The organism is Arcicella rosea (genome assembly GCF_040543805.1).
Lineage (GTDB): Bacteria > Bacteroidota > Bacteroidia > Cytophagales > Spirosomataceae > Arcicella > Arcicella rosea.
Genome location: NZ_JBEUMS010000004.1, coordinates 258,674 through 278,429 on the forward strand (window position 1 = coordinate 258,674; position 19,756 = coordinate 278,429).

11 protein-coding genes are annotated in these 19,756 nt (G+C 34.8%); 2 read left to right on the forward strand and 9 right to left on the reverse strand.

From position 1 onward, the window contains the following. Positions 1-83: 83 nt before the first annotated feature. The 6 genes from sov to ABID42_RS07395 form a co-directional block, all read right to left on the reverse strand. Complete coding sequence (sov, locus tag ABID42_RS07370) at positions 84-7,346, reverse strand: T9SS outer membrane translocon Sov/SprA (RefSeq protein ID WP_367283082.1); 7,263 nt, start codon at positions 7,344-7,346, stop codon at positions 84-86. 265 nt (positions 7,347-7,611) lie between these two features. Further along, complete coding sequence (gene ruvA / locus ABID42_RS07375) at positions 7,612-8,205, reverse strand: Holliday junction branch migration protein RuvA (RefSeq protein WP_323688886.1); 594 nt, start codon at positions 8,203-8,205, stop codon at positions 7,612-7,614. Positions 8,206-8,360: 155 nt separating this feature from the next. Continuing rightward, a complete protein-coding gene (locus ABID42_RS07380; protein WP_367283083.1) occupies positions 8,361-9,902 on the reverse strand; it encodes a lytic transglycosylase domain-containing protein in 1,542 nt (513 codons plus the stop codon). 306 nt (positions 9,903-10,208) lie between these two features. Then, positions 10,209-11,627 (reverse strand): Asp-tRNA(Asn)/Glu-tRNA(Gln) amidotransferase subunit GatA, encoded by a 1,419-nt coding sequence (gene gatA / locus ABID42_RS07385; protein WP_367283084.1) that lies wholly within the window; start codon positions 11,625-11,627, stop codon positions 10,209-10,211. Between the two features lie 164 nt (positions 11,628-11,791). Further along, positions 11,792-12,001, reverse strand: coding sequence for a Sec-independent protein translocase subunit TatA/TatB (locus ABID42_RS07390; protein ID WP_323688883.1), 210 nt, complete (start codon positions 11,999-12,001; stop codon positions 11,792-11,794). 108 nt (positions 12,002-12,109) lie between these two features. Beyond that, on the reverse strand, positions 12,110-12,544 hold the full coding sequence (locus tag ABID42_RS07395) for a YkvA family protein (RefSeq protein WP_367283085.1): 435 nt from the start codon (positions 12,542-12,544) through the stop codon (positions 12,110-12,112). Positions 12,545-12,737: 193 nt separating this feature from the next. Between ABID42_RS07395 and mdh the strand changes: the two genes are divergently transcribed. After that, positions 12,738-13,676, forward strand: coding sequence for a malate dehydrogenase (gene mdh, locus ABID42_RS07400; RefSeq protein ID WP_323688881.1), 939 nt, complete (start codon positions 12,738-12,740; stop codon positions 13,674-13,676). A gap of 53 nt (positions 13,677-13,729) precedes the next feature. Here mdh and ABID42_RS07405 read toward each other — a convergent pair whose 3' ends face one another. From ABID42_RS07405 to ABID42_RS07415, 3 genes are all read right to left on the reverse strand, one after another. Continuing rightward, a complete protein-coding gene (locus tag ABID42_RS07405) occupies positions 13,730-14,155 on the reverse strand; it encodes a DUF8785 domain-containing protein (RefSeq protein WP_367283086.1) in 426 nt (141 codons plus the stop codon). Between the two features lie 36 nt (positions 14,156-14,191). Next, positions 14,192-15,214, reverse strand: a complete 1,023-nt coding sequence (locus tag ABID42_RS07410) for an acyltransferase family protein (protein ID WP_367283087.1) — start codon at positions 15,212-15,214, stop codon at positions 14,192-14,194. 94 nt (positions 15,215-15,308) lie between these two features. Continuing rightward, positions 15,309-16,550, reverse strand: a complete 1,242-nt coding sequence (locus ABID42_RS07415) for an ABC transporter permease (protein ID WP_367283088.1) — start codon at positions 16,548-16,550, stop codon at positions 15,309-15,311. A 188-nt stretch (positions 16,551-16,738) separates the two neighbouring features. Here ABID42_RS07415 and ABID42_RS07420 point away from each other — a divergent pair, with 188 nt between their 5' ends. Beyond that, positions 16,739-19,687, forward strand: coding sequence for an FAD-binding and (Fe-S)-binding domain-containing protein (locus tag ABID42_RS07420; RefSeq protein ID WP_367283089.1), 2,949 nt, complete (start codon positions 16,739-16,741; stop codon positions 19,685-19,687). Positions 19,688-19,756 lie beyond the last annotated feature (69 nt).

Consider the following 19,756-nt stretch of genomic DNA (forward strand, 5'->3'; position numbering starts at 1 on the left):
TTTTGTTGATTTTTGAATTGGGGCGCAAGTTAAATTAAAATTAGTAAAGTTCAAAAAGCTTCCGAATCAATCTTGTTGATGATTTATTCGGATAAACTGAATCTTACTTGGAAACCTGCCGCAATTGTTGAACGATAATAAGAGTTTGAAACAAACGGATTATTAAACATTTTATCAAAGTAAACATTCACACTCAGCCTTTTATTGACATTATAACTTGCTTGTGGACGGAACTGGAAATTCATAAATCCTTGAGTAACTACCGTTTCAGCATCTAGTTTTCTTTGAATGGTTCTTGTATCACGAATGGTTAAATTTGCACTAAATTTCAAATCGTTTGGCAGTCTTACTCTTCGTCCATTTACTCTGAAAGGTACAAGCATATTGGCTCTTGTAAAGCCCATTCCAACTGTTAAATCTTTATTTGAAAGTTCATTTACTTGTGAATTAGCCAAGTTTAAACCTACGTTTCTATCTTGATTATATTCAATTTTTAAAGAAATTTTACTTTTTGTAATGGCATTGAAACCAATGAATGGCGCAAAGCGCTCTTCAAATTTTATTGTACTCATCACAAAAACTGGAATCAAAGTGCCATCCGAATTTACTTTAGAGGAAAGCGGATACATCAAATTATTCAAGTTCAATTGGAATGGGTCGGTATATTCTAAAGACGAAACAAAATTTCCCACACTATAAGTTGATGTATAAGCATGACTGATTGAAATGTTAGAGAACGTTCTTTTAAACCAACCAATATTGGCTAAACCATTGTAATCAACTCGCCAGTTTGGAAGAGGTAAATTCACAAAAGGGGAGAAGCTTACTTTGTTGGGCGAAACGCCACTGTATGCCGCAAAAAATGCAGGAATCAACACATCTTGAGAATTAACATTGTATTCGCCAGAACCTGCTTTTTGTGCATTTAAACGATTTAAAATAATTTGTCGATAACTTCTAAAACGGTTGAAAATTACTGAATTATCATCTGGAGAATTACTGTCGAATGTTGTTAAGAATGATAAAAATGACATGCTATAATTCCCTGAACGAACTGGACTTTGACTTTGATATTCACCACCAACGGTGGCTGGTCTGAAAAACTCCTGATAATTATCCGATCTACTCCATTTTCCTTCCAACTGAATTTTAAAATCTCTGAAAGGTTCTAAAGCACTTCTATAAGTTAAGTTTTGTGTTCTCGTTTGTAAAAAAGGTACATTTTGCACAGTACTTTTGGTAAGCCAACCATTTTCTGCCGCTCTGAAACGAATATCTCCATCTTGGCTACCTGTAATAAAACCAATACCCGGCGCAGAACTTTGATTGTTCATTCCTAATAATCCTGGATTTGGCATAAAGCCAGCCAAAGTAGTTGATTCGTCGATGTTATAATTGATGTTAATACCACGAATCGTCATTAATAAACGAGTAATACTTTTCAGAATATTCGCTTGTGGTTTTACTATATCTTCATCATCACCGGGGCTTCTAGCAATATTTTTACGCTCAATTCTTGGTTGATTGGCAATGCGTAAAGCACGTACTCTGTTATAAAGTGCTACTAAATCTATTTTTCCAGTAATGCCTCGGTTTCTGGTATTTTTAATGATATTTCCAAAAGGTAAATCCAAAGAATCTTTGATGTTGTATGAATTGGCAGCATAAGTATAACCGAATTTATGGTTATAATCGGCAGTCATCCAATCTGTCAACGGCGATTTATTCAAAGGCAAACGCCAAACAGTATTCATCTGCTGGTCATAGTTTTTTGTTCTACCGAAACGTCTTAAATTAGCCGCAACCGAATCTCTGTCTTTCTGTGTTTCCAAACCTCCATAAGGCTCATCAATGATGGCGTTGGCAGTAGCATTGTAATTTACAGTAATATTTTTAGTTAAATTCCAGCCTAAATTATAGTAGCGATTAAACAACCAATATTTTTCAAAAAGTGGTGCAACGCCATCAGTTGTCAATGTCGGAATTCCACTGCTTCCAGATTGTGTTACTTCGGCATTTCGTAATTGTGTTTTTACAAAACTTCTATCCATATCTGCTCTGAAAGTAATAGAATTTGGCAAAGGAGACAGGTTGAAATCTTTCACCCAGCGCAACAAAGGATGATTACTTTTCATGCCTTTGAATGGTTCAATCGACTTTGGATTTCCAGTAAAAGTATAAGTAAGTCCACCACGATGTGAGGTTTGTCTGTACTCATCAATCGTTGTATTACTTCTTTTTAATTCTGCAAAAGCATAAGTGAAAGTTAGATTTTCAACATCCCAAGCATGAGATTTTGCCGTAGGATTTGTCTTGACTTTTCTGATATTGGTTAGGTTCAAGCCTTTTCGTTCAGAATTATCTTGTACCATTCTTTTGTATCTTTCACGTTCTACAGGGTCAGTAATGGTGGCGAGTGTGCTATCCAATAAAATATCTGGGTCGAGCGGATTGAAAGTTGGACTTACATTTCTTCTGTCATAACTCACATACAAAGGAATTTTCAAACCCCATTTTTCAGGCAAAAGTTTATCTACATTGATATTCGCTGCAATGCCATATTCAACGGTTGTTTCTCTGGCACGTTCAGAAATTTTAGATTGTACTCCGCCAAAACCATAGTTTTTGAACGAACCATTCATGGTTACATTGGCGAAATCTGCCAATTTTAAACCTAATTTTCCGATAGCTGCTTGTCCAGAAGTTTGGTCGAAACCAGACGCTCTTAATTCATCTACCCAAATACAAAATGTTTTTGCTTGTTCATCTGCTGATTTTGGATTTCGCACGCCAATCATTGTGGTAAGAATGGCACTTTGATCTGGACGACCTACAACCGTCACAAAATAAGTATGTCCATTATTGCCGATTACTTCTTTACGATATGGGCTATTCAAACTAATTCCTAATCGGTCTCTTTCAGTTTTTACACTTTTAATAATGGCGAATGGAATATCAATTTCGTTTTCTTCTCGCCAAACTTCTTCAGAAGTAACTGAACTTGCATAATGCGTTTGCTTTAAACCTTTGGTTTCAATTTCGTAATAATTGTCTGTTAAATCTGTACCAATTCTGATGAAGGCAGATACTTTATCTTCCACATCATTATTTGGACTGTCCATGTGGACAAACATTCTTAAATTTTTGTAATTGATAAAATCAAACAAAGTGTTTTTGAAACCTGCTCTCGAATCACCATCTCTTAAACCGTCAACGCATAAACTTAAAGACTGTTCATTCAACTGAGAATTGCTAATTGTCGTAATATCTCTGTCACGAACAAAGCCAGGAGGCACTGCGTAAGGAACAGTATTTGCGCCTTTATTCGCTGGCCCGTTTTCTTCAATATTTACCGTTGTAATTCTAAAGTTAGCGTCATAAGGTTCTGGAACATCCTGTAAACCTCTTGGAGTAAGTTCGCCAGTATATTTACGATATTGGAAACCAGAAAGCTGGAAAGCGGCAAAACGGAAAACAACGGGTTGTTCCCAACCTGTTAGGAAAGTACGAATAAATCTCATTGATTTAAAGCCATTTACATTTCCCACTTTTGAAGTATAATCTTTAATTGGAATTCTGAATAAAAACCAATCTACACCATTTTCAGTGATTTTATCGACAATGTAATTCTGCCCAACCACCATTTTTTCTTGCTTAATATCAAGTTCATATTGGTAATAAGCTTGGTTGTCGTTAACGGTATTATCGTTATTCAAATCCTCACGGTCTGGTTGCTGATTACTTGATTCTGTATAACCAGAATTGGTATTGGCAGTTGCCGCAGTGGTAGGAGAGTTGTTTTCAAGACCCATGTAATTTTTGTAACGCAAAATTACACTTGAAGTATTGTTATACTTTTCGTTCAAATAATGCACGAAGTCATCACCAGCAGGGTCAGTTTCAAATTCCAATAAAGCTGTTTGGTCAGTTACTTTTGTACGAACTTCATTTAGATAAGTACTGAAAAAACGTTGTTCGTCAAATTCATCTGTCGATGCAGAGGCTTTATTAGGCAAACCATCTAAACCAATATCTTGTAAACTTCTATCGCTATTATTTGAAAATGCGTTCGTTACGAATTGCTGTTTTGGGGCTAAACCCCAAACGGTTCTTTCCACATTGGCAGAAGTACCAGTAATAATTTTCTCACCTGCTGGAATCCCATTTTCAAAGTTTGAGAAACCATCTGGAATCACATCTTCAGAAATATCTCCTAAGTTGAAAATCAACTTTCCTCCCGTTTGGTTACGTCTTTGACTATTCTGACGGTCAAGTTCTAAATCGCCACTGGCTCTTACAACACCTGTTTCTCCATCCACTAATGGATTCATCATCCAGAATTCAAGCGTTTCGATATTGGCATTATCGAAATCTGTGTCAGAAGTAATGGCACGAGTAATGGCTCCAAAATTTTGAGTTGGATTATTTAGAAAACCTCTGTCAGTCAGACTGGTCGAGAAGTTATAAATACCTCTTTCTGAAGGGAAATAAGCTACATCAAGTACTCCCAAAGGAATACCAGTAATGTTATTGGCTAACTGACGATTTGGAAATAAACTTGTAATTGAAACAGCTCTTTCATAAGCATATTTTCCCGACTCTTCTGCATTTAAGCCCGGTACGTTGATGTTTGAACCATTGTTCCCATACAAACTAAAATCTGCAATGTAAGCTGAAATTTTTGCTCTTTTGAAACCACTTTCTAAACTATTGGGAGAACCTTGCGGGAACATCAAAGGAGTTGCTCCGGGTTTCCAAGCAGTTGCTTGGTTGCTCAAACTAAATACATTTCTAGCTACTTCAAAATCATCAATAAAGGCATTTCCTTGTACGTCGTTGTTAACTGAAGGAATCAGTTGTGCAAATTCACCTTGAAAATCAATACCAGAAGTTTCTTTAGTAGAAATCAAAGGCAAAGCATCAACTAATTTTGTTAAGAATTTTGAAGGACGTTGAATAGCAGCATCAAACCCGAAAATAGTATTGTTAACAGGTTCATTACCGATTTGTACTCTTGTCAAAAAGTTCGGTGGACTTTCCTTCATGTGCTGGATTGTAGCACCCAAATGGAAGTTTTGTCCAACAGTATAATCCAAATGTGTTCCTAAAAGTGTTCTGATTTGATTATTGAATAAATCAGGTTTTTCGTAACAGATTTTAATTTCACGTCCTGAATTTGAAACACCAACATTTAAAATTCTTACTCTTCCAGATTGTGGCTCAACGATATAATCTGTTCCAGCTGCTAAAGGCACGCCACCTGCTGATACTTGTACAGATTTTGCATCAACACCAATTGGCAAAGAAACATCACCACCGCCAGCAGATTGATAACTTCCTTTCAAGAAAAATTTATCTTTACTTGTTAACTGTGCAGCATCGGTTTGTGTACTTCTATAAAGTTTGTCGAAAACATATTTGTCAACTAATTGTACTTCATCAACATCAAATTGTTTTTGCAAGGTTGAACCGAAAGGCTCTAACACAGGGAAAATCACTTTGGCATTTTTGCTATCAATTGTTACTCCTTCTACAAAGTCAAAATTACCATCCACTTGAGCATCTCCATTTTGATTAAGTTTATCAAGTCCTAATACTCTAATTAAAGGAACGTCTTTTAATTTTCTACCTTCTTGTAAATTCGGATTATCAACACCTGTTTGGTCGTCTTTATAAACTACTCTTAATTGAAAAGCTTGTTTTGATAATTGTTGTGTATTAAGCGAATACACGTTTTTCATCATCAAGTCCCACATCGGATGCTCCAAATTATTACGAACTGTTGATGATTTCAACATTTTCAAAATCAGCACTTTATCGTCAGCTTGGTCTTGATAATCTTCTGTCAATTCACCAACTTGATGTCTTTGCCCATTTAAAGTATATTCATAAGAAACCGCCAACACTTCATCATTACGCAATGGCGTAATCAATGAAATATATCCTAATTCTGGACTGAATTTGTACTCTCTATCCGACAAACGTTTTGCTCCACGAAGTAAATCAAAGTCAGTTCCTTTCGATAAGCCAAATTCGTTTTGCAATCTAAATGTGGCTTGGTCGGCTTTTCTTACTTCTGCATCGGCTCTGGTAGCAGCGTATAATCCGTTGTTGGCATTATCAACTGGCGTTTGCGTACTTCCATTAAAAGGCTGAATGTGTTTACTTGTTTTGTTATAAGGATTAGCTTCACCCAAATCAGAAAAAGCCACTAAATTTCTCAGTGTTTCAGGGCTTTGCGTTCTGTTGGTAACATATACTTCTACACGAGTAATCGTGATACCAGAAGTAATAATTGGAAGATTTTTTAAAGAACGTTCGTAATTATTTCTGAAAAAAGTAGAAAGGAAGAAATGTCTGTTTTCATCATAAGCACTTGCTTTGATTTCAAAGTTTTTACCTTGACTTCCACCTCTGAGTGTGATACAATCTTGTTTTGAACGTTGCTGAGCTAAAACAGTAGTTACATCCAAATTTCCAAAACGCATCAAGGTTTTTAAACCAAAAAGATTTTGCACTCCGGGAATAAGTTGACTATTTAATTGCCAAGAAGTATTTCCAACTTCTATATTTTGTAAAATGTCTTCTTCGTTAGTTCTCCAGTTTAATTTAAGTTGATTCTGAAAATTGAAACTTGCTTTGGTATCGAAATTGGTATTGATGTTTAATTTATCGCCAATTTTTCCTTGAAAATTTATCTGAGCCTGTTCTGTAAAATTAAGATTTCCGATATATCGTTGTTGAACTGGAATCGCTGGATTATCAATGAATTGTCCGATGTAACCGATGTCAAGTAAAATATTCCCGTTGGGCTTAAAATCAACTTGTGCGCCTCCGAAAATACGGTCAATGGCAGGAGGTAGTTCTATTTTTGGTAATAAACCTCGCCCTTTGGTATCGTCTTTGCCATCTTGTGCGGCAGCGTATTTCCGCCAATAATCTCGCATAAAACGATTTTCTTGTAGCGTAGAATAATCTTTAATGCTGATTTGTTCGGCTGGGCGATATTGAGTATTGTCTGAAAGTCCTCTGATTTTTTCGTAAACAGAAATTTTTCCAGACGAATCTAACCTAAATTCAGTATTTAAATCCTTAGAATCTTTGGGGCTAAAAGGAGAGTTTGCCGTTTTATTCGTGAAACGGTTAGCGTAACGGTCTTTTAATTTATAACGAGGACGCCTCCCAGATTTTTTTAGAGTATCCGCTAAGTAAGAAGAAAATATAGCTCTTGCGTTTTTATTTGTCAGCTGATAAGCGGTGCCTCGCATCGGTGAAACCCATGCAAGAGAAGCAAAAACAGACAATATTAACCCTCCAGAAAGTAAGTAAAACTTTTTTCGTTGCACAGTTAAGTAGCTTGATGTTCAAATACCTAAGTATTTTAATTGATGTGGTATTTTTTAAGAATAATTTGTCAATGAGTAAACGGAATGTTATTCGTTTAAATTTTTCTTAAAACAACATTAAATTTTTAATAGAGAAGTACAGCAAGGGAATTTATGTTAGAGGAATAAAAGCTGCTTGCTGAACTTCAAACGAGAAATAGCCACTCAATATTTTTAAATAATATTATTTTTTGAAGTATTAAGTGTTTGCACACGTGCTTAAAGTTTATCGTAAAGCCATTTTAATTAATTGTTCTACGGTAATTTCAGTTCCTTCTTTCTTCAAAATTGCATCGATACTTTTCTCTGCCACATTTTTAGGAATACCTAAAGTAACCAAGGCGGCTAATGCTTCGTTTCTTACTTTGTTGTTTTGTGTTGGGAAAATTGAAGGTGAAGAAGAACCTAACATTTGCTCTTTTCTAAGCTTATCTTTCAATTCGATAATCGCTCTTTGTGCTGTTTTTGCACCAATACCTTTGATACTTTGTATGGTTTTTACGTCTTCATTCATTAAAGCATGACGAATTTCTGCCGAAGACATTGATGAAAGCATGACCAAAGCGGTATTCGGACCAATCCCAGAAACACTTACTAAATCTAAGAAAAGTAATTTTTCTTCTTGCTCTTTAAACCCATATAAAATATGAGCATCCTCACGAATATTTAAGTAGGTAAAAAGTTTACAACGCTCGGTTCCGTCTTGTAAAGCAGCGTAAGTTTGCAGCGAAATCTTAATTTCATAACCAACACCATTTACATCAATAATAACGTAAGCAGGGTCTTTATAAGTTAATTTACCGTCAATGTAGGCGATCATTTAATGTGTTGAATTATTGGAAAAAGAGCTACAACAATCAATTTTGTTGTGCTTCAATTGCCTTTATGAATAGAATTGATAGCTTCAAAAATACGCAAAAGTCCGCATAACTCAAATGTCATGCGGACTTTTAAATATCTTGTCTGTTGGAATTATTATGAAACTCTTAGTTTCATCCCTGCTTTTACAACATTGTTTTTAATTCCATTTAATTTTTTCAATTTGTCGATTGAAATTCCTCCGTAACGTTGAGAAATATTCCAAAGCGTATCGCCATTTTGAACATTATGAAAACGTACTTTGCCTTTGCTTACATTTTCTTTTTCTTTCTGGTTTGAACGAGCATATTTTACTGTTGTCGAAACCGCAGATTCTTTGAAAATGATTAGTTTTTGACCCGGTTGGATGGTCGTATTGGCAAGATGATTCCAGTGTTTGATGTCGTACACATCTACATCAAAATGTTCAGCAATTTGATGTAAATTATCTTTCTTTTTAACGATATAAGTCGTTTTCTTAGGCTTTTTGTTAATCACAACGTCTTCCATATCATCTTCCACAATTTCTCTTGTGAAAACAGTTCTGGTTTCGTTAGGAATCGAAGCTAAAGTTTGTTGGAAAGTATTTGTGGTATCTTCGTTTTTGTTACTTGCCAAAACTACACCCGGAGTCTGCATTACTTTCTCAATCAAAGTTGAAGGAATTTTGGTTGCAGAATCAAGAATAGACTGACGGTTTTCTCTGAAAAAAGCCATTTCACTTTTCGGCAATTTTAATTGAAAATTACGAGTACGAGCAGGCAAAATATGCGTTAAAATTTGCGGATTTAATTTTTGAATTTCTTCTAAATTAATGTTACTCAAGGTCGCAAATTTATCTAAATCAATATAAGTATTTAAAACAATTGTATCATGAGGAATTGCTGTTTCAATATTTTCAGCATAAATATCGTGAGAATCAGCATGGTGCATCATATAAAGAATACCGATATATTGAGGAACATAAGCTCTGGTTTCACGAGGCAAGCAATTGTAGATAGACCAAAAAGTTTGTCCGCCATTACATTTACGAATTGCTCTACGCACATTACCCGGTCCGGTATTATAAGCAGCTAACACTAAATGCCAATCACCAAAAATGTTATATAATTGACGCATGTATTTACAAGCGGCTTCTGTTGCTTTTTCTGGGTCAAAACGTTCATCAACGTACTCATCCATTTTCAAACCAAAGTCTAATTTGGCAGTTTTAGGCATAAATTGCCAAAGTCCGCCAGCACCAGCTCTTGAAATTACTTTTGGATTTAATCCTGATTCGATTAATGATAAATATTTTAATTCATCTGGAAGACCGTATTTTTTTAGGTATTTTTCATAAAGGGGGAAAAACACACCTTTGCGTTCAAGCATCGTTTTAGTAAACGAAGGTTTGCGGTAAGCAAAATATTCTACAAATTGATGAGTGACAGTATTATAAGTAAGAGGAATCTCTTTTTGTAAAGCTCCTAAACGTGGTTCAACTGTTTTTGGGTCAATTAGCCAAGTAGGTTCTGGCGCAGTGACTTGTTGAATAGTTACCGTAGCGGTATCAGTGGTAGCAGTTTGCTGTTCCGAACCTGCTGTTATTTGGGCATTTGTAAATGTGCTTACTGAAAGTAAACAACCAATACAGAATGTTCTAAAAGTGGCGAGTGTCATACGGTAAGGATTAGTCTATCTTTAAAAAAGGGTTAACACAAAAAAATACAATTACAAAGCTAAATGTTTTTAACTAAAAAAACGAATGATTTATTGTGTTTATGAAAGAATGTATTGTCTTATTATAAGAAAGGAGCAATGTCCTTTTTTATAAAATAAATATTTATATCATCGACACAATCTATAACTCGTTCAAGATTATTCAAAAAAAATGTATCGCTTATCCTTATTTATAAAGGTTTATAAGCGATACATTTTTATAATGATAAATAAATCAGCGTGTTAAGTTTTGAAAACAGATTTGCGCTAAGCAATTAATTTAGCAAAAGTTAATAATTCGGCTTCCTCAAAAGCCCCCGCCATGATTTGAAAACCGATTGGCATTCCATCATTATCTACGCCATTAGGAATAGAAATAGCAGGTAAACCCACCACATTTGCTTGAACAGTGAACAAATCGCCCAAGTACATTTGAATAGGGTCAGCTGTTTTTTCTCCTAATTTATAGGCAGTTGTTGGCGTGGTTGGACAAACCAAAAAATCGTATTCAGTTAATAAATTATCTGTAAATTCTTTGATTAATCTTCTGATTTTTTGTGCTTTCGTATAATACGCATCGTAATAACTTGCACTTAAAACGAATGTTCCAAGCATAATTCTTTTACGAGTTTCTTTCCCAAAACCTTCAAACCTAGATTTTTTATAAAGAGAAATTAAATCTGTCGCTTCAGCACTTCTATGCCCGTAACGAACGCCATCAAATCTTGATAAATTTGAACTTGCTTCGGCTGTAGTAAGCGTATAATAAGTTGGTAAGAAGTACTTAATCAATGGAAAGTCCACCGCTTCAACTTCATGTCCTTGTGCTTTTAAATACGCTAATTTGGCTAAAGTTGCAGCTTTTACTTCTGGTTGTAAACCTTCGCTTTCTACAGCCTCTTTTAAATAACCAATTTTATATGTTTTCTTTTCTGTTTGAAAAGCTGTGTATGAAGGTACATTTTCGTTGGAAACCGTACTGTCTTGTTCATCTTTTCCAGCAATTATTTCTAATAAAATAGCAGCATCTTCAACTGATTTTGTGATTGGTCCAATGCAGTCGAACGAAGAAGCGTAAGCAATCAAACCCCAACGAGAAACTCTTGTATAAGTAGGTTTTACACCAACCAAACCACAAAAACCCGCAGGCATTCTTACTGAACCACCAGTATCAGTACCAAGTGAAGCCAAACACATATCTGCTTGAACAGCTACGGCAGAACCTCCAGAAGAACCACCAGCTACACGGTTTTCACCTACAGCATTTAAACATGGTCCAAAAGCTGAGTTCTCATTAGTAGAACCCATTCCAAATTCATCACAATTTTGTCTGCCAATAATAATGGCATCTTCATCTATTACTCTTTGAACAGCGGTTGCTGTAAATTGAGATTCAAAACCATCTAAAATTCTACTTCCAGCTTGTGAAGTATGGTCTTTATAGCAAAGTAAATCTTTGATGCCCAAAACCATTCCTGCTAATTTCTTGGCTGTTCCTGCTTTGATTTTGGTATCAATTTCATCGGCTTTTTCCAAGGCTTCTTGGTCAAAAACAGATAAAAAGGCGTTTAATGTGTTGTTCTTCTCCTCAATATTTTTCAAATAGAACTCTACTAACTGGCGACAGGTAATGTTACCAGCATAAAGGTCTGCTTGGATATCTTTTAAGGTTGAATATACTTTCATGAATGATTTTAAATTTAGTGTAATTGCAATAGCTTATCTGAAAAGAACACTATCGAACTGTAATTTTTTGAGAAGTATTCAAAAAACTAATCTATTAACAAAACAAAAGCATAGTTGAGAGAAGAAAATTATCTCAACTATGCTTTTGCTAAAATACTTTAATACTATTTTGTATTTGTATCGTCTTCTAAGCCCTTAGTAATCTGTTCCGTAACGTCCTTTTGTGCTTCTTTGAATTCTTTGATGCCTTTGCCCAAACCTTTCATTAATTCTGGTAATTTTTTACCACCGAAAAATAACAACACAGCTAAACCAACCAAAATTAATTCTGGACCGCCCATGTTGAAAATTAGATAAATTGAAGTCAGTATCATGTCCTTAGTTATTAAATATTTGCGTAAAGATAAGCAATGATTTTAGATTTTAGATTTTACGATTTAGTTTTTCTTTCTATATAAAAGCATACAGAGCCTTGTAAAGCTTTATTCAGGAATTAATTCTCCTTTTTCCCAAGCAATAAAATTATCAATGTCAGTTTTTAAAGAAGTAAATAGCCACATTACTAAAGCCAAATCATCAGACAAACCCACTAAAGGTAAAAAATCAGGAATTAAATCAATTGGTGAAATAAAATAAATCAGTCCAGCAATTACTTTTAAGATGGTTGCCCAAGGGATAATTCTATATTGACCCGTTGCATAAGCTTTCACCATTCTACTTAACGTTGTAATTCTTTCTGCCAGTACTTGACCAATACCTTTATTTTCGTTTTTAGCAATATCTTTAGCTTTGATGAGTGCCTCTCTTAATAATTCAAGGACAGCCAAGCCAGTACCAGCATATTTTCCAGCCTTTTTGGTAGCAGTTTTAAAAAAAACAGATTTTAGAATTCTGCCAACTAAGTCTTCATTATTCATAATTTATGGGATTAATTTTAAAACTTCGATGAATGAACATATCCTTAAAACGTAGCAAATATACAATTTACCAAACTTTTACTAAGAATTCTACAAAAAATACTTGTAATAAACCGTTAGTGAATAAGCAAATGGTTTACATTTGCGTAAGATTTTGAACGTATTTACTAAAACAATTAATTTACAATCGATTATGTCAAAAATAACTGTAGTAGGTGCAGGAGCAGTGGGTGCAACCACAGCTGATAACATTGCCCGAAAAGAATTAGCCTCTGAAGTAGTATTACTTGACATCAAGGAAGGCTTTGCAGAAGGTAAAGCACTAGATATGTTTCAAACAGCTGCTATTTTAGGCTGGGATACTAAATTAACGGGTGTTACAAACGATTATTCAAAAACGGCTAATTCAGATGTCGTTGTAATTACTTCTGGGCTTCCACGTAAACCGGGAATGACTCGTGAAGAACTAATAGGAGTAAATGCAGGAATTGTAAAATCGGTAGTTGATAATATTCTAAAGTATTCTCCAGATGCCATTTTTGTAATTGTTTCGAATCCGATGGATACGATGACTTACTTGGCATTGAAAGCTTCTGGCTTACCTAAAAATCGTATTATCGGTATGGGTGGTGCTTTAGATTCAGCTCGTTTCAAATGCTATTTATCTTTAGCGATGAATGTATCTCCAAATGATTTACACGGTTCAGTAATTGGTGGTCACGGTGATACAACGATGATTCCTTTAACTCGTTTAGCTACTTGGAATGGTACACCTGTTACAGATTATTTAGACGAAGCTACTTTAACGAAAGTTGCTGCTGATACAATGGTTGGTGGTGCTACATTAACGGGCTTATTAGGTACTTCTGCTTGGTATGCGCCAGGTGCAGCAAGTTTATCAGTTGTTGAGTCAATCATTCGTGATGAAAAACGTGTAATTCCTTGTTCAGTTTTCCTAGAAGGAGAGTATGGACAATCAGATATTTGTTTGGGAGTACCAGTAGTGTTAGGAAAAACAGGATGGGAAAAAATCATAGATTATAAATTGAATGATGCAGAACAAGCTTTATTTGCTAAATCAGCAGATGCTGTTCGTAATATGAATAATGTATTATCAACATTGAATCTGTAATCAATAATTATCACTCTCTAAAATAGAGAATAGCTTCAAAACTATTCTCTATTTTATTTTAAAGGGGCCTCTTCTACTTCAGTGACAAAATACTCAGTATCACCCATCCAAGAAAATTTCATATAACGTTGTTCATAATGCACTTTAATACGTCGTCCTGTTAGCATAGCATCTTCTAATTTTTGAATCACAGCTGGGTCGTCAGAATCTACCGTGAAAGCCCAAAGTCGATTCACCATATTGCCCATTTGCCCTTGAGCGCCCTCGTTCAATTCTCCTTCATAAGTTTTAAAAAGTACTCCTTTTTTAGAGAATTTAGAAATTACTCCAGCTCTATCCCCAACCGAATAAGCCACTTTGGTCATTAAAAAACTAAACATTAGCACAAGCACCCCAAGTGTTATCACACCAATGAATAATCGTCTAATAAAAATCATAGCTACTTGTTTTGCCGAATTTATTTGGTCGTTGAATGCCATAATGAAGTGTTTTAATTTTGTGCTAAAAGACTATTTTTATATCTGTCTTAAAAATACATTTTCTAATTTTCGTTTGATAGGCTTTTCTATCCATTCGTAAGCAAGTAAGCTTAATAAACATAAGGCAATGTAAAAGGCCAAGAAATCCTTAAATGAACTCAAATGAATATTATATTCATAAAGTACTTTCCTGAACCACATTCTTAGTGGAAACTGAATAATGTAGATTGAATAACTTATTTCACCTAATTTTACGAATATTGGTAAGCTGAAGAATTTACTAATATTAGATTGTAAGCTTGATACTAAAAATATAAAAAAACCTACTCCAAAACAAAAAATAGCAATGTTATTCCAAAAGTTTACAATGCCAAAACTTACTGACAGGATTAATGATAATCCAACAAATGTTAAAAGCAATGAAGAATTATACTGTTTTTTAAGATATATTAAGCCCCAAATTATACCAATTGAAAAAGTAAAAACCCAGGATAAAGCATAAGGAATAGTATAAATAAGTTCACTGACACATAGCATTTGCCAAATACCAGTGATAAATGCTAAAATGATAAGATTTGCTTTTAGAACTCTATTTTTCCTAAAAAAGAAAATCAATAATGGGAAAATCAAGTAAAGAAAAAATTCTATTGATAAGCTCCAAGATGGATGATTGATGATTGGATCAAAAGAACTTGTTAGCCATGACTGAACTAAAATGACGTTAATGAATATTTTATAGAAATTACTTGATTGATGGTTTAATACTTCAAAGTATAAAGTAAAAAAAACTGAAATAAAATAAATTGGATAGATTCTGAATAATCTTTTAGCGATATATTTCTCAATATCTTTCCAATTATTTAGTTTATCTACATAGTTTATAGCTAAGACAAATCCCGATAAAGTAAAGAAAAATGGCACAGCTACATTGCCATTTCCTAAAAAGACATCAATTGGCGAGTCTGGATTTACATATTTTCGAAGTGATTGCCAATCGTGAAAAATAACAACCCAAGTAGCGACAATAAATCTTAAAAAAGTAAGGTGTTTTAAATCCATTATTATTTTTGCTGGCTTTAGAAGATTGTGTAAAATATACATTTACCAGCAAAAATAGTTCATTTTAGTTGTTATGTAAAATAGATTCTTTAATCTACTTTGAACGAATAGCTGTTACAGGATCTAATCTTGCAGCTACCCAAGCTGGAACAATACCTGATAATACACCAATAAATGTAGCGGTAAGTAAACCAAACATCACATTGCCAAAAGTAAGTACCAATTTGAGCGAACCAAAATTAATGTAAGACATCATCCAGACTAAAAATATTCCAACTGCACCGCCAATTAAACTTAGAAATACAGCTTCAAATAAAAACTGAAATAAAATGAAGTAATTTTTTGCCCCTAATGATTTTTGAATACCAATAATATTTGTTCGTTCTTTTACAGAAACAAACATGATATTTGCAATCCCAAAACCACCAACCAACAAAGAAAAGAGTGCGATAATTCCGCCACCAACGTTCATACTTGCGAAGATTGATTCAAAGAATTTTACAGCGCCATCAAGTCTATTGATTGAAAAATTATTGTCTTGTGTAGGTTTTAAACCTCTTCTACTTCTCATCAAACCTGTTACTTCACCTTCCAAAGTTTCTTGTCCTTTATCCCAATCATAAGCTTTCACAGCAATATCAGGTTCGGGTTGGTCTTTTTGGAATAAACTGGCATAAGTAGTGTAAGGAATAAATGCTTGATCATCTGGCGAGCCACCCAAACTAATCAAATCTTCTCCTTTTTTCTTCATCATGGCAATTACTTTGAATTTGATGCCATTTATTTTAATAGTTTCACCAATGACATCGCCTCGGTTTGGGAAAAGAGCTTCCTTGACAGAAGCTCCTAAAATTACCACGAAGGCCGAATTGTCGGTTTCATTACTTAAAAAATATCTTCCACTTTCTACGAGTACATCTGAAATTTTGTTATAATCTTGACTTACTCCCATAAGCCTAGTTTCCATACTGTTATTCTCATTTTTCAGAGTCGTTTGTCTGCCATCAATGATAGAAATTGCTTGAGAATTTTCAAGATTATCAGATAAATACTTGAATTCATTGTACTTCATAGTTGGGCGATTGATGTATTTCCACCAAGGATAATTATTGCTCATTACCCAAGGCCATTTGCCCACATAAACAACTCCTTTACCAAATGAGTCGATTTGTTCACGAATTCCCATGTTCATCGAATCAACAAAAGTAAAAACAGCAACAATCGAAAAAATACCAATCGTTACGCCCAAAAGCGATAGAACGGTACGTAATAAATTAGTTCGAAGGGCTTGCCATGCGAAACGAATGCTTTCAAGTAGTTGTCTGAGGAATTTCATACAATGAGATTAATATTTAACAAGATAAATTTAAAACCACAAATTTTGACAAACAACTACGATATGACAAGTGGAGTTTATTAATGGGTTGAATGGTAAAATGTGGGTAAGACTGGAAAAAAGTTTTACTCATATCACTTTATGGAAGGCGAATACCTTAATTTTACAGGCAAATTACTCTCAACGATATGTCTTCTAAAATTACCATTTCTGATTTTAAGTATTTACAAGAAAGCTTTTCTGGGGAATTATATTATGATAATTCTGCCCTTCATAATGCTCAAAAAATTCTTTATTCTACGGATGCTTCGGTTTATCAAGAGAAACCTTTGGCAGTGGCAATCCCGAAAACTGTTGCTGATATCAAAGCACTAATTAAGCTTGCGAATGAGTATAAAATCACTTTGATTCCTCGCTCCGCAGGTACTTCTTTGGCTGGACAAGTGGTTGGGAAAGGCATTGTAGTTGATATTTCAAAATACTTTACCAATGTATTAGAAATCAATCAAGAGGAACGTTGGGTGAGAGTACAACCGGGTGTTATCAGAGATGATTTGAATGTGATTCTCAAACCTTTTGGTTTACTTTTCGGGCCAGAAACTTCTACTTCAAACAGAGCGATGATTGGTGGAATGATTGGCAATAACTCTTGCGGTTTGCATTCAATCGTTTGGGGAACTACTCGTGACCATCTAATTTCAGCCAAAGTATTATTAAGTGATGGTTCGGAAGTAGAATTTGGAGAATTGACAAAAGCAGAATACTTCAAAAAAGTAAATGCCAAAACTTTAGAAGGAAGATTATACGGAGATATTTTTAGAACGCTCAACAATCCATTCAACCAAGAAGCGATTGAAAAAGCTTATCCAAAGAAAACGTTAAAACGCAGAAATACAGGTTACTCCTTAGATATGTTGGTGGACAGTGAAATGTTTTTGCCCGACAGCGAAAAGCCTTTTAATTTCTGTAAACTATTGGCAGGTTCGGAAGGAACATTGGCTTTTGTGACCGAAGCGAAACTATATTTATTGCCTTTACCTCCGAAAGAAACCGCTTTGGTATGTATTCACTGCAATTCAATTCAAGATTCTTTACAAGCAAATTTGGTTGCACTGAAACATCAACCGATGGCTTCTGAATTGGTGGATAAGTACATTTTAGATTTCACAAAAGGACATCCCGTTTACGAAAAAAATCGCTTTTTCATACAAGGTGACCCAGCGGCGATATTGATGGTGGAATTTATGGAAGAAAGCAACGAAGTGTTGAATCAAAAAACTTCTGCCTTGATTGCCGACCTTCAAAAAGCTAATGTCGGTTACGCATATCCTGTGGTGAAAGGAGCAGAAACCACACCCGCTTGGGATGTGCGCAAAGCAGGTTTAGGGTTAATACGTAATTTAAAAGGCGATATTCAACCTGTAAATTTGATTGAAGACTGTGCAGTTGCTCCAGAAGATTTACCTGCTTATATCGGTGATTTGCAAGCACTTTTGAAGAAACATCAAATCAATGCTTCGTATTATGCTCATGCTGGAGCAGGCGAATTGCACGTTGAGCCGATGATAAATCTCAAAACGCAAGAAGGAAAAACATTATTCAGAACAGTTTTGAAAGAAACGGCTGAATTGGTAAAAAAATACAATGGTTCATTGAGTGGCGAGCATGGCGATGGACGATTGAGAGGTGAATTTATCGAAAGCGTTTTGGGCAAAGAAGTTTTTACCTTATTGAAAGAAGTAAAAACACTTTTCGACCCCAAAAGTATTTTTAATGCCAATAAAATTGTGAATACGCCGCCGATGAATGAATTTTTGCGTTATGAAGCAGGCAAAAAAAATCCTACAATTGATACTTATTTTGATTTTAGTAATCAAGAAGGCATTTTGCGTTTGGCAGAAAAATGTTCGGGTTCTGGCGATTGTCGCAAGACAGAAGTAACAGGCGGAACGATGTGTCCGAGTTATATGGCAACTAAAAACGAAAAAGACACGACTCGTGCCAGAGCGAATATTTTGCGTCAGTTTTTAACCAATTCTGAACAAGAAAATCGTTTCGACCATCAGGAAATTAAGGAAGTGATGGATTTATGTTTGTCGTGCAAAGGCTGTAAATCTGAATGTCCTTCAAAAGTAGATGTTGGCAAAATGAAAGCAGAGTTTTTACAACATTATTACGATGTTCATGGCGTGCCTTTCCGTACAAAAATGATTGGTAATTTCACTAAATCACAGGCATTTGCGTCGAATTTTCCTGCCTTATATAATTTTATTGTAAAAACACCACTTACAGCCAGTATTACCAAAAAAGTACTGGGTTTTGCACAAGAAAGGTCGATACCAACTTTAGGGAAAACGACTTTAAGAGCTTGGGATAAAAAACGAGTTTCGACAAAAACTGACAAAAAAGTATATTTATTCTGTGATGAGTTTACCAATTATAACGATGTAGAAATTGGTAAAACTGCCATTTCTTTACTCACAGCTTTGGGTTATGAAGTAATTCTTCCCGAACATTTAGAAAGTGGCAGAACATATTTATCAAAAGGTTTGGTGAAAGAAGCCAAGCAAATTGCGATTGAAAACGTAAAAAGTTTATCAAAAATAGTTGATGATAATACGCCAATTTTGGGCATTGAACCTTCTGCTATTTTGACTTTAAGAGACGAGTACTTGGAATTAGTACCAACAGAATTATTGGCAGATGCCGAAAAAGTAGCCAAAAGTGCCTTTTTAATTGATGAATTTATTGCAAAGGAAATAGATAAAAAAGTACTGAGTAAATCATTGTTTACGCAAGAAAAGAAACTGATAAAACTACACGGGCATTGTCATCAAAAAGCCTTATCGTCTTTAGTAGCCACAAAAAAAATGCTTTCATTGCCAGCCAATTATGAAGTACAACTAATTCCTTCAGGCTGTTGCGGAATGGCGGGTTCATTTGGTTATGAAGAAGAACATTATGAAGTTTCGATGAAAGTAGGCGAATTAGTACTTTTCCCAACCATCAGGAAACAATCAGCAGAAGTAATTATTGCTGCACCCGGCACAAGTTGTCGTCATCAAATCAAAGACGGCACAGGCAGAATTGCTCAGCATCCCGTAGAGATTTTGTGGGAAGCGTTGGTGAAGAATTAATTAATCATTTGAAAAAAGAAGCCTTCAAAACATCAATTGATTTTTTTGAAGGCTTCTTCATTTTAAGGA

Excerpts from the sequence above, each read along its gene's own strand:
- gatA (WP_367283084.1), bottom strand. The coding sequence starts at position 11,627 with ATGAAAGTATATTCAACCTTAAAAGATATCCAAGCAGACCTTTATGCT.
- ABID42_RS07380 (WP_367283083.1), bottom strand. The coding sequence starts at position 9,902 with ATGACACTCGCCACTTTTAGAACATTCTGTATTGGTTGTTTACTTTCA.
- ABID42_RS07420 (WP_367283089.1), top strand. The coding sequence starts at position 16,739 with ATGTCTTCTAAAATTACCATTTCTGATTTTAAGTATTTACAAGAAAGC.
- mdh (WP_323688881.1), top strand. The coding sequence starts at position 12,738 with ATGTCAAAAATAACTGTAGTAGGTGCAGGAGCAGTGGGTGCAACCACA.
- ABID42_RS07405 (WP_367283086.1), bottom strand. The coding sequence starts at position 14,155 with ATGGCATTCAACGACCAAATAAATTCGGCAAAACAAGTAGCTATGATT.
- ruvA (WP_323688886.1), bottom strand. The coding sequence starts at position 8,205 with ATGATCGCCTACATTGACGGTAAATTAACTTATAAAGACCCTGCTTAC.
- ABID42_RS07390 (WP_323688883.1), bottom strand. The coding sequence starts at position 12,001 with ATGATACTGACTTCAATTTATCTAATTTTCAACATGGGCGGTCCAGAA.
- ABID42_RS07415 (WP_367283088.1), bottom strand. The coding sequence starts at position 16,550 with ATGAAATTCCTCAGACAACTACTTGAAAGCATTCGTTTCGCATGGCAA.
- ABID42_RS07395 (WP_367283085.1), bottom strand. The coding sequence starts at position 12,544 with ATGAATAATGAAGACTTAGTTGGCAGAATTCTAAAATCTGTTTTTTTT.
- ABID42_RS07410 (WP_367283087.1), bottom strand. The coding sequence starts at position 15,214 with ATGGATTTAAAACACCTTACTTTTTTAAGATTTATTGTCGCTACTTGG.